General features: G+C 58.8%; 12 protein-coding genes. 1 reads left to right on the forward strand and 11 read right to left on the reverse strand.

The features are described from left to right. The 11 genes from acnD to prpB all read right to left on the reverse strand — a co-directional run. Positions 1 to 2,102: Fe/S-dependent 2-methylisocitrate dehydratase AcnD (gene acnD, locus ACEYDX_RS06645; protein ID WP_373741235.1), on the reverse strand; the 2,102-nt coding region annotated here is incomplete at its 3' end. A gap of 269 nt (positions 2,103 to 2,371) precedes the next feature. After that, the gene (locus ACEYDX_RS06650; protein WP_373741236.1) at positions 2,372 to 2,767 is read right to left on the reverse strand and encodes a hypothetical protein; all 396 of its coding nucleotides are present in this window, start codon (positions 2,765 to 2,767) and stop codon (positions 2,372 to 2,374) included. Further along, on the reverse strand, positions 2,764 to 3,183 hold the full coding sequence (locus ACEYDX_RS06655) for a nuclear transport factor 2 family protein (RefSeq protein ID WP_373741237.1): 420 nt from the start codon (positions 3,181 to 3,183) through the stop codon (positions 2,764 to 2,766). Before ACEYDX_RS06655 ends, ACEYDX_RS06650 begins: the two co-directional genes overlap by 4 nt. Positions 3,184 to 3,362: 179 nt before the next feature. After that, a complete protein-coding gene (gene tam, locus ACEYDX_RS06660; RefSeq protein ID WP_373741238.1) occupies positions 3,363 to 4,151 on the reverse strand; it encodes a trans-aconitate 2-methyltransferase in 789 nt (262 codons plus the stop codon). Positions 4,152 to 4,169: 18 nt separating this feature from the next. After that, complete coding sequence (locus ACEYDX_RS06665) at positions 4,170 to 4,700, reverse strand: hypothetical protein (protein WP_373741239.1); 531 nt, start codon at positions 4,698 to 4,700, stop codon at positions 4,170 to 4,172. A gap of 347 nt (positions 4,701 to 5,047) precedes the next feature. Next, a complete protein-coding gene (locus ACEYDX_RS06670; protein ID WP_373741240.1) occupies positions 5,048 to 5,761 on the reverse strand; it encodes an SDR family oxidoreductase in 714 nt (237 codons plus the stop codon). 245 nt (positions 5,762 to 6,006) lie between these two features. After that, positions 6,007 to 6,468, reverse strand: a complete 462-nt coding sequence (locus ACEYDX_RS06675) for a hypothetical protein (protein WP_373741241.1) — start codon at positions 6,466 to 6,468, stop codon at positions 6,007 to 6,009. Between the two features lie 201 nt (positions 6,469 to 6,669). Then, positions 6,670 to 7,188, reverse strand: a complete 519-nt coding sequence (locus ACEYDX_RS06680) for a hypothetical protein (RefSeq protein WP_373741242.1) — start codon at positions 7,186 to 7,188, stop codon at positions 6,670 to 6,672. Positions 7,189 to 7,354: 166 nt separating this feature from the next. Next, on the reverse strand, positions 7,355 to 7,939 hold the full coding sequence (locus ACEYDX_RS06685) for an O-methyltransferase (protein WP_373741243.1): 585 nt from the start codon (positions 7,937 to 7,939) through the stop codon (positions 7,355 to 7,357). Between the two features lie 429 nt (positions 7,940 to 8,368). Next, the gene (gene prpC / locus ACEYDX_RS06690) at positions 8,369 to 9,523 is read right to left on the reverse strand and encodes a 2-methylcitrate synthase (protein ID WP_373741244.1); all 1,155 of its coding nucleotides are present in this window, start codon (positions 9,521 to 9,523) and stop codon (positions 8,369 to 8,371) included. A gap of 337 nt (positions 9,524 to 9,860) precedes the next feature. Next, on the reverse strand, positions 9,861 to 10,736 hold the full coding sequence (prpB, locus tag ACEYDX_RS06695; protein WP_373741245.1) for a methylisocitrate lyase: 876 nt from the start codon (positions 10,734 to 10,736) through the stop codon (positions 9,861 to 9,863). 198 nt (positions 10,737 to 10,934) lie between these two features. Between prpB and trkA the strand changes: the two genes are divergently transcribed. Beyond that, complete coding sequence (gene trkA / locus ACEYDX_RS06700) at positions 10,935 to 12,344, forward strand: Trk system potassium transporter TrkA (RefSeq protein WP_373741246.1); 1,410 nt, start codon at positions 10,935 to 10,937, stop codon at positions 12,342 to 12,344. Positions 12,345 to 12,837 lie beyond the last annotated feature (493 nt).

Below are 12,837 nucleotides of genomic sequence, written 5' to 3' on the forward strand. Positions count from 1 at the left end.
ACCATTTCGTTGAAGAGTTTGGGGTTGGCGAAGGTGGCGCGTTGGGCGGTCAGGTGGTCGCCGCGGTGGGTGGCGTAGCTGTTGAAGTCTTCTTCGGGCAAGCCCATTTTGGCGAGGTATTCGCCTGCCGCGCTGGTGGGCAGGATGGCGTTGCTCGGCGACAGGTGGTCGGTGGTGATGTTGTCGGGCAAAATCGCCAGCGGGCGCATGCCTTTTAAGGTGCGCTCGCCTGCCAGCGCGCCTTCCCAGTAGGGCGGACGGCGGATGTAGGTGGACATCGGCCGCCAGTCGTAGAGCGGACTCGGGGCTTTTTCGGCTTTGCCGGTGTCGAACATGGGGACGTACACGTCGCGGAACTGCTGCGGTTTGACGTATTCGGCGACGATGGCGTCGATTTCTTCGTCGGTCGGCCAGATGTCTTTCAGGCGGATTTCGCGGCCGTCTGAAACGCCGAGTACGTCGTTTTCGATGTCGAAACGGATTGAGCCTGCGATGGCGTAGGCGACGACGAGCGGCGGCGATGCCAAAAAAGCCTGTTTCGCATAGGGGTGGATGCGGCCGTCGAAGTTGCGGTTGCCTGACAACACGGCGGTGGCGTAAAGGTCGCGGTCGATGATTTCCTGCTGGATTTTAGGATCGAGCGCGCCGCTCATGCCGTTGCAGGTGGTGCAGGCGAAGGCGACGATGCCGAAGCCGAGTTTTTCCATTTCAGGCAGCAGCCCCGCTTCTTTCAGGTAGATTTCCGCCACTTTCGAGCCGGGTGCGAACGAGGATTTCACCCACGGTTTGCGCGTCAAGCCCAAGCGGTTGGCGTTGCGGGCGAGCAGCGCGGCGGCCACCACGTTGCGCGGGTTGGAGGTGTTGGTGCACGAGGTAATCGCGGCAATGATGACCGCGCCGTCGGGCATCAGGCCGTCTGAAGGTGTTTCGTAGGGCTGCGCCAAGCCTTTGGCGGCCAAATCGGTAGTAGCGAAACGCGCGTGCGGGTTGGACGGCCCGGCCATGTTGCGCACCACGGTGGACAAATCGAACTTCAACACGCGCGGATAAACGGCGGTTTCAAGCGCGTCCGCCCACAAGCCGGCGGTTTTCGCATAGTTTTCCACCAGTTTCACCTGCGCATCGTCGCGGCCGGTCAGTTTCAGATAGGCAATCGTCTGTTCGTCAATCGAGAACATCGCCGCCGTCGCGCCGAATTCGGGAGTCATATTGGAAATCGTCGCGCGGTCGCCGATGGACAAACTGCGCGCGCCTTCGCCGAAAAATTCGACAAATGCACCAACCACACGCTCTTTGCGCAAAAATTCGGTCAGCGCGAGCACGATATCGGTAGCGGTAATCCCCGGCTGGCGTTTGCCCGTCAGCTCCACGCCGACAATGTCCGGCAGGCGCATCATCGAAGCGCGTCCCAGCATCACGGTTTCGGCCTCCAAACCGCCCACGCCCACCGAAATCACGCCGAGCGCGTCCACATGCGGCGTATGCGAGTCGGTGCCGACACAGGTATCGGGGAAAGCCACGCCGTTTTTCACCTGAATCACCGGCGACATTTTTTCCAAATTGATTTGGTGCATGATGCCGTTGCCCGCCGGAATCACGTCCACATTTTCAAACGCGGTTTTCGTCCAATTGATAAAGTGGAAACGGTCTTCGTTGCGGCGGTCTTCGATTTCGCGGTTTTTGCGGAAGGCATCGGGATCGTCGCCGCCGCACTCCACCGCCAGCGAATGGTCGACGATGAGCTGCGTCTGCACCACCGGATTCACCTTGCTCGGGTCGCCGCCCTTTTCCGCAATCGCATCGCGCAAACCCGCCAAGTCCACCAGCGCGGTCTGCCCCAAAATATCGTGGCAAACCACCCGCGCAGGGAACCACGGAAAATCGATTTCCTGTTTGTTTTCAATCAATTGCTTGAGCCAAGATTGCAATGTAGTCTTATCTACATTATCGGCTCGGTTGACGAGATTTTCTGCCAAAATGCGGCTGGTGTACGGCAGCTTGTCGTAAGAACCCGGCTTGATGTCTTCGCACGCCGCTCGCGCGTCGAAGTATTCCAGATTGCTGTTGGGCAGGGGTTTGCGGTAAATCGCGTTGGTGGTCATGGCGTTGCTCCTTAAAAAATGTTTTTCTTGTTCAACAGGTTTTTCAGACGGCCTTGGGTTCGGTAACGGTTTTCAGGCTGCAAGGCCGTCTGAAAATCAGGTTTCAGGCAGCCTGAAAGGGAATCGGTGGCGGGTTGGCCACCTTACGGGGTTGCGGGTAGGACGGGGTACCCGCCTTTTCGTATGTTCAGTCTGTATTTTTCAGACAGGCATTTGCTTTACAACTCAGGCCGTCTGAAAAGTCCGTAGGTCGGGCATCAATGCCCGGCCTACGCGGCTGTTTTTATTCCCGACACCAGCAGCGCGGTAATCACGCAAAAGAGCAGCCATTGCCCCTGTTTGCCGTATTGCACGGCAGGCGCGCGCGAGACGGCAAGGGTGCCGAACCAGAAAACGGCGTAGGCGGCGTACAGTAGCGTGAAAAAACCGATCAGCGCGGTGCTGTACGGCAATAAGTCCAAGCCCGTCAGCAGGATGCAGCCGCCCGAGAGCAGCAAATCGGCACTTACCATCTGAAACGAAGCGCGGCCGCACAGCCAGTAGGCGAAATGCGGCGTGTCGTCGCGTTCGGGGCGCAGGCGGCGGTATTCCTTGTCGCCGATGAACATATGCACGGGCTGGGCAAGCAGGATAAGCAGCCCTGCGGCAATCAGCCAGCCGTTCATGATGCTTCCCCGCCCAACAATGCCGCCGCATCGCCGACAGGCAGCGAGATGTGTTCGTGTACCAGCTGCCATTGTCCGTTCCGTTTTTCAAAACAGTCGGTTTGGCGCACGGTCATTTCCTGCCTGCCGCCGTCGGCGCATTGCACCCATACGTTCTGAATGCCGGCCACCACGCCGACACCGCCGCCGATAAAACAACGGCTGCTTTGGATGGTTGCCCCGCTGTTGCTGATTTGGGCAAACTGCGCGGCAATTTCGGCGCGGGCAGCACCGCTGCCTTCCAAACAGCGGGCGGCGGTATCAAAATGCAGCACGTCCTGCGCCCAATGGCGCATCAGTTCGTTTGCATTCTTGGCTCGGGTCATTTCTTCCACCATACCGAGCAGTATGGTGCGGTCGTCTTCTTGCATGGTCATGATTGTCTCCTTGTTCAATCTTACGGTGTCCAATAAGTTTCGTAGGTCGGGCATTGATGCCCGACATTGCCTAGTGCCGCTTCATTCCGTCGGGCATGAATGCCCGACCTACGGGGTTTTTCGTAGGGTGGGTGTGAACCCACCGTTTTGCCGTTTTGTATGTTCAAGCTACCCGCGTTTCAGACGGCCTGCCCTTTGTGCGCCACGATAAACATTCGCGGCAGTGCGAGCAGCACGTTGCCGTCGTGCCGGCGCGGGTAGTATTGGTTTAACTGCTCGATGTATGCCTGCATAAATCCGCGTTGCTGCGCTTCGTCCAGACAGGCCAGATAGGGGCGCAGCGCGGTGGCGGCGAACATATCGGCGATGGCCTCGGCGTCGGGCAAAACGTGGTAGTACACCGTGCGCCAAATATCGACTTCGCAGCCTTGCGCCGCGAACAGGTCGTAATAACGGCGCACCTCCCACACGGGCGGACGGCTGTCGGCGGTTTGGGTCAGGTGCCGCCATTCGGGCAGGGCGGCGGTTTCGCGCATGAGCAGATGCGAAGGTTCGTCCAAATTGTCGGGCATCTGCGCCGCCAGCACGCCGCCCCGTTCCAATTGGCGGATAAGGTGCGGCAGCAGCGTTTGCGGCGTGTCCGACCATTGCAGCGACGCGTTGGCGAACACAATGTCCTGCGGCGTTTCCGGCTGCCAGTCATGGAAATCCTGCAATACGAAACGGCAGTCGGGCAATTTTTCCCGCGCGGCGGCGAGCATGGCGGGCGAACTGTCCACGCCCGTGATGTCCGCCTGCGGCCACGCTCGGCGCAACAGGGCGGTGCTGCTGCCCGAGCCGCAGCCCAAATCGGTTATCCGCCGCGCCTTGATGTGTGCAATCCGCGCCAGCAGCTCGGCCGGCGGGCGGTTGCGTTCTTTTTCGAAACGCTGGTAGTGTTGCGGATTCCAGTCTTGGTTCATGTGCATGGTTTCAGACGGCCTTAGTTAAAGTTTCCGCATCCTGCCGGCCAACCGCCGCACCAGCAGCACTGCCAACACGGTAAACGTCAGCATTCCGGCTGCGGATTTGGCGACGGTAAAAAACGGGGCGGCTGCCGCAGCAAGCTGCGGTGTTTCGGGATGGGCGGACACCGCCGCAATCACGCAGAAATTTTCCAGATAGTCCGACACCGCCGCGGCAACGGGCAGCAGCGGCAGCCGTTTCGACAGCATGGCCGGAAGGCGTACTCCCGCAGACAGCAATCCGGTCAGACGGGAATAGGTATAGCCGAACAGGGCAGGGTAAACCATGTCGGCGGCCATCTGCCGGTACAGGAAAAACCGCCTGCCCTCTGCCCCCAAACGGTCGGCATACGTTTGCAGATATTCGCTGCCGTAACCGCCCGCCAGCATATCGGGCAGGGTCAGGCCGTCTGAAAAACGGCTCAGTTCGGGCAGCGTGTAAAACAGCATCAGCAGGTAAACGGCGTTGGTTGCCGCAAGCCAAAACCAGATGGAGTGCCAGTATTTGTTCATCAAACCTCCGTTTCTCAGGATTTCAGGCAGCCAAGGGTACGCACCGTTTTTGTATGTTTGCACCGGGTTGCATTCAGACGGCCTGTTCTGCTTTGCGTATCCGCAGCCCCGTTGCGTCGGTTTTCAATGGGTTTTTCCTTGTCGGGCATGAATGCCCGACCTACGGTTTTTTTTCGTAGGGCGGGTGTGACCCCACCGTTTTGCCGTTTTGCATTTTCAGGCTGCCGGAATGTTTTTCAGACAGGCATTCGTTTTGACGGTTGAGGCCGTCTGAAAAGTTTGGTGTCTGACCTGCCAAGTTCTCTTCCGTTCCTTCCGATTGACCCACCCTATTTGAGCGGGACGGCTCACAGCCCTTTGCGCATGATTTTTTGCGCCAAGCCCGGGGCGATGCGGTTAATCAGGTGAAGCAGTTTGGTTTTGCCGCCCATGATTTCGTATTTTTCGCGGGTAAAGGCGTGCCAGAATTCTTCGGCGAGCGCGTCGGGGCTGATTTTGCCTTTGCCGCGTCCGTGGGTCATCGCGGTATCCACCAAGGGCGGCATGAGTTCGTAAACGCGCACGGATGTACCTTCCAACTGCCAGCGCAGGGTTTGCGAAAAGCTGTGCAGGGCGGCTTTGCCCGCGCAATAGAGTGCGGCCGCTTCTTTGGGTACGAGTGCCAGTCCTGATGTGATGTTGACCACTGCGCCGTTCGGCTGAGCTGTAAGTTGCGGCAAAAAGGCGTGTGTGAGCAGCACGGGGGCCAGCAGGTTGGTGTCCAGTTCGTGCCGGATGTCGGCTTCGCTTTGTGCGGCGAAAGGCTGGTTCAGTTGGATGCCGGCGTTGTTGACCAGTACGGATACGTCGGGATGGTTGCGCAACAGGCGTTCGCGGTCTTCGCGCAGGGTAATGTCGGCGGTTTCGTAACGTGCGCCGGAAAGCTCCGCCGCCGCTTTCTGCAAAACTTCGGCGCGCCTGCCGACCAAAATCACGCGGTGGCCTGCGGCATGGAAGCGGCGGGCGAGTGCGAGACCGATGCCCGAGCCGCCGCCGGTGATGAGTGCGGTGTGTAGAGTCATGAGATTTTCCTTCGGTTCAGGTTTCTCGGATTGTACTTCAAAGCTGCCTGAAAACCGTTTGCGGCTGCCGCAGGTCGGGCATGAATGTCCGACCTGACGGGTTTTTTCGTGGGGCGGGTGTGAACCCGCCGTTTTGCCGTTTTGCATTTTCAGGCTGCCGGAATGTTTCGGACGGCCCGAATGTTTTTCAGAGAGGCATTCGTTTTGACGGTTGAGGCCGTCTGAAAAAACGTCCGAACATCCGCTCACCCGTCCAAATCCGCAAAACGGGTTTCGGCCAGTTGCCGCCAGCGTTTTTGACGGTGGCGGTAAAACCGTTCGGCAAACAGGTCGACGGCGGGGGTGAGGATGCCTGCGTCGATTTCCACGCTGTCGCGGTACAGACAGCCTTCCTGCTGCGGCGTAACGGTGATGCGGTGCCGCCATGTTTTGACCAGCGCGCTGTGGCCGTCGTCCAGCAGCGTGAAGCAGCCGTCGGTTTGCGGATAGGAAATCACGACGGCCTGCCTGCCCAGCGGCAGGATGCCGAACAGTTTCATGTCGAGCAGGTAGGTGCCCGGCTGCCAATGCTCGGGCAGGATCGCGGGACGGTGCGGCGCGAAGCGGATGAGCGGCGCGGCGATGTGCAGCAGCAGCTTGGTTTTTTTCACTTGGCGGACGGCTTCGTCTGCGGTGCAGGGCAGGCGGGTGTGTAACTCGATTTTCATGTTTTCGGGCTGTCCGGGTTTTCAGACAGGCATCGGTTTTTCGGTTTTGCGGGGCGGGTGTGAACCCGCGGCTTTTTGTTTTCGGGCCGTCTGAAAGTTTTCAGACAGGCATTTGTGTTTTTCAGACGGCCTCGGGTGTTGGGCGGTGTGCCGTCGGTTTCCTGTTTTTTACCGTTATTCCGTCTGCTTCACACGGTTCCGTTAGAGGTCCGGATGCCAGCCTTTGATGTGGATGTGGGGCGCGGCGCGGTGGATGCTGCGGACAATTTCGTCAGGCGGTGCGTCGAGAAAGCTGATGTCGAATTTGACTTTGCGGCCTTGCTGGGGTTGGACGTACAGGAAATGGAGCTGTCGCCGTCCTGCGATGTCTTCCGTGCGGGTGTTGCGTTTGCGTACGACGTATTCGATGTGGCCGATTTGCGGCCAGTCAAACCGGTGTTTGCGTCCCAGCCTGATGGTTTGGCCGTCGCAGGAAACGGCGGGGGCGGACGTTGCAACCACGGTTACGGCTTGGACGAGGCCGTACAGTGCGACGGCGGCGGCAAGCAGTATGAGAACGGCGAAAAAGACGCGCAGTACGGTCAGCATGCCTCCGCCGTCGGGCAGGGTGTAGAGGCCGGCGCTTCCGTAGGCGAAGCCTCCGACGAAAACGAGCATGGCCGTGCAGCCCAGTGCCTGTATCAGGTAGCGCGGTTTGCTGTAATGGAATTCAAAAGCCATGGGTTTGTTCCGTTGGGTGGTTGCGGATGTTTCTGTTTGTCGGGGCGGGTGTGGACCCGCCGTACCGTATGTTCAGACAGGCATTGTGTGTTTCGGTTCGGGGGATGGGGGTAAATCCGCGGTTTTTTGTTTTTGGGCTGCCTGAAAAGCTCCGCAGGCCGGGTATTTATTTCCGTGTGACCAGCAGCAGACCTGCGCCTGTGGGCAGGGTGGTGCTTTCAAAGCGCTCATCCGCCTGCACCAGCGCGATAAATTCCTGCACTTGGCCGCCGTGTGAAACGACGTTGTCCACGACCAGCAGCGCGCCTTTTTCAGACAGGCATTGTGTCAAATGCGGCCAGTAGGCGGGATAGGCGGGGCGTTCGGCGTCGAGCAGGATGAAGTCGTACGGCTCGGCGTGCTTTTGCAGGAAATCGGCGGCGTCGGTGCACAGCAGCGTGGCGCGGCCAGTCAGGCCGTTGGCTTCGAGGTGGCCGAGGGCGGTTTGCCGACGGGCTTCTTCGATTTCGAGCGAGGTCAGGTGTCCGCCGGTTTGTTCGGCGGCGTCGGCCAGCCACAGGGCGGAATAGCCGCCGGAGGTGCCGATTTCGAGGATGCGCTTGGCCTGCTTCGCCAGTATCAGGATGGCGAGCAGTTCGGCGGATTCGGGTTCGATGCTGCGCCAGCGGTTCAGGCGGTCGGCTTGGGCGGCATCGTCGCGGCGGTAGCTTTGGTAAAGTTCGGCGGCGTAGGCACGGCGTTGTGGGTTCATGGGGTTTGTCGTTTGGTTGAAAGGTTTTTCGGGCTGCCTGAAAACAGGCTTCGGTTTCATATTCGTAGGTCGGGCATTGGTGCCCGACTATGTTTTGTTCTGTATCAGGGTTTGCGTCGGGCATGAATGCCCGACCTACGGTTTGCGGGGTGGGTGTCAACCCACCGTTTTGTTTTTAACCGGTCTGCCGAAGTTTTTCAGACAGGCATTTGCTCTAAATGGTTTTAGGCCGTCTGAAAAGTTTGGTGTTCCGCCAACCTTGTTCCCTCTCCTGCGGGGAAGGGGGATGGTGGGTTGACACCCACCCTTATATGTTGAAACCAATGTACCATAGCAATCAAACAGGTTATCTACGTGGGTTGGCATTGGTGTTTTTCAGACGGCCTTTGCGGGAAAGGCCGTCTGAAAGCGGCTTGACGCCCGCTGGTGTTAACGCTCGTTCATGGGCAGGAAGGGCAGATCGTCGGGGCCGGTGTAGTTGGCGCTGGGGCGGATGATTTTGCCGTCCTGCCGTTGTTCGATGACGTGCGCGCTCCAGCCGGTGGTGCGCGAAATCACAAAGAGCGGGGTGAACATGGCGGTGGGTACGCCGAGTTTTTGGTAGGACACGGCGGAGAACCAGTCGAGGTTGGGGAACATTTTTTTCTCGTTCCACATCAGGGTTTCGAGGCGTTCGGCGATGTCGAACAGGCGCATGTCGCCGGCTTCTTTGCTCAGGTCGCGGGCGACTTCTTTGATGACGACGTTGCGCGGGTCGGACACGGTGTACACGGGGTGGCCGAAGCCGATGACGATTTCTTTGCGGCCGATGCGTTCGCGGATGTCGGCTTCGGCTTCGTCGGCGTTGCGGTAGCGTTTCTGGATGTCGTAGGCGACTTCGTTGGCGCCGCCGTGTTTCGGGCCTTTGAGCGCGCCGATGGCGCCGGTGATGCAGGAGTAGATGTCGGAACCGGTGCCTGCGATGACGCGGCTGGTGAAGGTGGAGGCGTTGAATTCGTGTTCTGCGTATAAAATCAATGAGATGTGCATGGCTTTGACCTGCGAGGGGGTGGGGCGTTTGCCGTGCAGGAGGTGCAGGAAGTGGCCGCCGATGCTGTCTTCTTCGCTTTCTACGCTGATGGTTTTGCCTTTGTGCGAGTAGTTGTACCAGTAGAGCAGGACGCTGCCTAGGCAGGCGATGAGTTTGTCGGCGATGTCGCGCGCTTCGCTTTCGGGCTGGCTTTCGCGCTCGGGGTGGACGCAGCCGAGCATGGATACGCCGGTGCGCAAAACGTCCATCGGGTGGGTGTGCGCGGGCAGGTTTTCGAGGTTTTTGATGACGCGCACGGGCAGGCAGCGCAGGGATTGCAGTTTTTCTTTGTAGGCGGCCAGCTCGTATTTGTTGGGCAGGTGGCCGTGGATGAGCAGGTGGGCGACTTCTTCGAATTCGCAGTGTTTGGCGAGGTCGAGGATGTCGTAGCCGCGGTAGCTGAGGTCGTTGCCGGAGCGGCCGACGGTGCACAGCGCGGTGTTGCCTGCGGCTACGCCGGAGAGGGCGACGGATTTTTTGGGCTTGACGGCGGGGGTTTGGGTTTCGTTTGACATGGGGTTTCTCCTGTTGGTTGGACTTATGGTGCAGACGGCAGGGTGCTGCATACAAGTCCGCCGCCGTCTGCATGGTGCGGAGCTTGCGGGAAAGGGTGCGGGCCGTCTGAAAAGTTTGCGTTTTTCGGCAAGCTGTTTCTTCATCCCGCGGGGGAGGGTTCTGTAGGTCGGGCATGGATGCCCGACGTTACTTTGTTCCGTGTGCCGTTTTGCTGTCGGGCATGAATGCCCGACCTACGGCGGCTGTTTTCAGGCAGGCTTTCAGACGGCCTGCGTGCAGCGATACGTATCCCCGACTGCCGCGCGGGGCGGCAGCCGTGGAGCCGTCTGAAACGGGTTATTTGCTGAACAGTTTGTCCAGCTTCTGCTCGAAATCGTGGTAGTTGAGATGTTCGTAGAGTTCGGCGCGGGTCTGCATGGTGTCGACCACGTTGGCCTGCGTGCCGTCGCGCATAATCGCTTCGTACACGTTGAGCGCGGCTTTGCTGGCGGCGCGGAAGGTGGAAAGCGGGTAGAGCACCAGCTTCACGCCGTTGTCGGCCAGCTCCTGCTGCGTGTAGAGCGGGGTGGCGCCGAATTCGGTGATGTTGGCCAAAACGGGCACTTTCACCGCGTCGGCAAACTGTCTGTACATGGAAAGCTCGGTCATCGCTTCGGGGAAAATCATGTCCGCACCCGCTTCCACGCAGGCCTGCGCGCGCTCGATGGCGGCGTCCAGCCCTTCCACCGCCAAAGCGTCGGTGCGCGCCATGATGACGAAGTTTTCGTCCACGCGGGCATCGACGGCGGCTTTGATGCGGTCGACCATTTCGCTTTGCGGAACAATGGCTTTGTTGGGGCGGTGGCCGCAGCGTTTCTGCGCCACCTGGTCTTCGATGTGCACGGCGGCCACGCCTGCGCGTTCGAACTGGCGGATGGTGCGGGCGATGTTGAACGCGCCGCCCCAGCCGACGTCGATGTCGACCAGAAGCGGGGTGTCGACGTTGTCGGTGATGCGTCGCGCGTCGATCAGCACGTCTTCCATGGTGGTGATGCCCAAGTCGGGAATGCCGCACGAACACGCCGCGACACCGCCGCCGGAAAGGTAAACGGCTTTGAAGCCGCTGTGGGTGGCGAGACGGGCGAAATAGGCGTTGATGCAGCCGACGACGGCAAGGGGATGGGATTCTTGAACGGCCTGGCGGAACCGCAGGCCTGCGGATGGGTAGGTCATGGTGGTTCTCCTGTGGTATGTTTTTCTTGTGTAGTCGAATGTAGTTTGAAATCGAGCGGCAAGTAAAATTTTATATATAAATAAAAATCGGAAATTCGATTTATTTTTTCAAAACAAGGATGGGGCGGCGGCCAGATTTTTCAGACGGCCTGTTCCGTATTGCCTTACAATAAACCTTTGCAAACAGTTTTGCGGCTTATGAAAATCCTGATTCTCGGCAGCGGGCAGGTTGGATCCACCGTTGCGAAAAACCTTGCCGAAATGCCCAACAACGACGTAACCATCGTCGATACCGACGAGCGCGCGCTGCACAATATCGGCAGCAAGCTCGACGTGCGGACGATGCACGGCAACGGCGCGTCGCCGTTTGTGCTCGAACAGGCGGGCGCGGCCGATACCGACCTGCTGCTCGCGCTCACGCGCAGCGACGAAACCAATATGGTTGCCTGCAAAATCGCGGCCGACCTGTTCAACATTCCCGGCCGTATCGCCCGCGTGCGTTCCACCGAATATCTCGAATACGGCCGTAACGACGAAAACGGGGAAACCGGCAACGGGCTGGACGTGTTCAGCATCACCGAATCGTTCAGCCCCGAGCAGCTCGTTACCGAACAGCTTGTCGGCCTGCTGAGCCATACCAGCGCTTTGCAGGTTTTGCGTTTTGCCGACGACCGCGTGCGTATGGTGATCGTGCAGGCGCGCAAAGGCGGGCTGCTGGTGGATACCGAAATTTCGCGCATCAACAGCCACCTGCCCGACGGGGTCGACTGCCAGATTTGCGCCATCTACCGCAACAACCGCCTGATTGTGCCTTCGGCGAAAACCGTGATTATCGAAGGCGACGAAGTGTTTTTTACCGCCAGCACCGAAAACATTTCCGCCATCATGCGCGAGTTGAGGCCGTATGAAGCCCGCAACCGGCGCATCATGATTGCGGGCGGCGGCAAAATCGGCTACCGCCTGGCCAAACAGCTTGAAAGCGGGTTCGACATCAAAATCATCGAAAACAACCCCAACCGCGCGGCGTGGCTGGCGGAAAATCTGGACAACGCGCTGGTGTTGCAGGGTACGGCCACCGACGAAACCCTGCTCGACGAAGAATACATCGACGAAATCGACGTATTCTGCGCGCTGACCAATGACGACGAAAACAACATCATGGCCAGCTTGCTGGCCAAAAACCGCGGTGCGAAACGTGTGATTGCGATTGTCAACCGATCGAGCTATGTGGATTTGCTCGAGGGCAACAAAATCGACATCGTCGTCTCGCCGCATATGGCCACCATCGGTTCCATTCTCGCCCACATCCGCAGCGGCGACATCGAAGCCGTGCATCCGCTGCGGCGCGGTACGGCCGAAGCCATCGAAGTCATCGTTCACGGCGACGAAAACACGTCGGCCATCATCGGACGCCGTCTGAACGATGTAAACTGGCCGCACGGCTGCCACATCGCCGCCATCGTGCGCGGGGAAGAAGTGGTGATGGGGCATAAGGAGGACACGGTGCTGGCCGACGGCGACCACTTGATTTTCTTCGTTTCCCGCCGCCGCGTATTGCGCGAGTTGGAAAAACTGATTCAGGTGAAGATGGGCTTTTTCGGGATTTGACGGGATGCGGTGAAAGGTCGTCTGAAAAAGTTTTCAGACGGCCTTGTTGCAAACAGAGGTTCGGGAAGCCGGCCTGTTAAAAATTGTGTGAACAATCCTTTTTGGACAAAGTGTTTATTTGTCGGGCAAAGTGTGGAAGACCGTCATTCCCGCGCAGGCGGGAATCCGTTTTTGAATTTAAGAAACCGCGGATATTTGCCGTCGGTTGGAGCCGGTATGGCTGTGGCTGTGGATTCCCGCCTGCGCGGGCATGACGGTAGGGAAAGTGCCGTTGTCCGGCTGAAGTGCCGTACTGTTTGCCCGTATGGGGTTGACGCGGGAAAGGCCGTCTGAAAAAGTTTTCAGACGGCCTTTCTGTAAACAAGGGGTTGGGAAGTCGGATCAAAAATCGTTTGGGAAACTTTTGTTTGCAGAACGCATTAATCTGCTTGTCGTCATTCCCGCGCAGGCGGGAATCCATCTGTGAGTTTTAAGAAGCTGTGGATGTTAACTT

The organism is Neisseria sp., assembly GCF_041804105.1.
GTDB lineage: Bacteria > Pseudomonadota > Gammaproteobacteria > Burkholderiales > Neisseriaceae > Neisseria.

What these genes read in the sequence shown, in the direction of transcription:
- ACEYDX_RS06685 (WP_373741243.1), bottom strand. Translation starts at nt 7,939, where the DNA reads ATGAACCCACAACGCCGTGCCTACGCCGCCGAACTTTACCAAAGCTAC.
- trkA (WP_373741246.1), top strand. Translation starts at nt 10,935, where the DNA reads ATGAAAATCCTGATTCTCGGCAGCGGGCAGGTTGGATCCACCGTTGCG.
- tam (WP_373741238.1), bottom strand. Translation starts at nt 4,151, where the DNA reads ATGCACATGAACCAAGACTGGAATCCGCAACACTACCAGCGTTTCGAA.
- ACEYDX_RS06650 (WP_373741236.1), bottom strand. Translation starts at nt 2,767, where the DNA reads ATGAACGGCTGGCTGATTGCCGCAGGGCTGCTTATCCTGCTTGCCCAG.
- ACEYDX_RS06670 (WP_373741240.1), bottom strand. Translation starts at nt 5,761, where the DNA reads ATGACTCTACACACCGCACTCATCACCGGCGGCGGCTCGGGCATCGGT.
- ACEYDX_RS06665 (WP_373741239.1), bottom strand. Translation starts at nt 4,700, where the DNA reads ATGAACAAATACTGGCACTCCATCTGGTTTTGGCTTGCGGCAACCAAC.
- prpC (WP_373741244.1), bottom strand. Translation starts at nt 9,523, where the DNA reads ATGTCAAACGAAACCCAAACCCCCGCCGTCAAGCCCAAAAAATCCGTC.
- ACEYDX_RS06655 (WP_373741237.1), bottom strand. Translation starts at nt 3,183, where the DNA reads ATGACCATGCAAGAAGACGACCGCACCATACTGCTCGGTATGGTGGAA.
- prpB (WP_373741245.1), bottom strand. Translation starts at nt 10,736, where the DNA reads ATGACCTACCCATCCGCAGGCCTGCGGTTCCGCCAGGCCGTTCAAGAA.
- ACEYDX_RS06680 (WP_373741242.1), bottom strand. Translation starts at nt 7,188, where the DNA reads ATGGCTTTTGAATTCCATTACAGCAAACCGCGCTACCTGATACAGGCA.
- ACEYDX_RS06675 (WP_373741241.1), bottom strand. Translation starts at nt 6,468, where the DNA reads ATGAAAATCGAGTTACACACCCGCCTGCCCTGCACCGCAGACGAAGCC.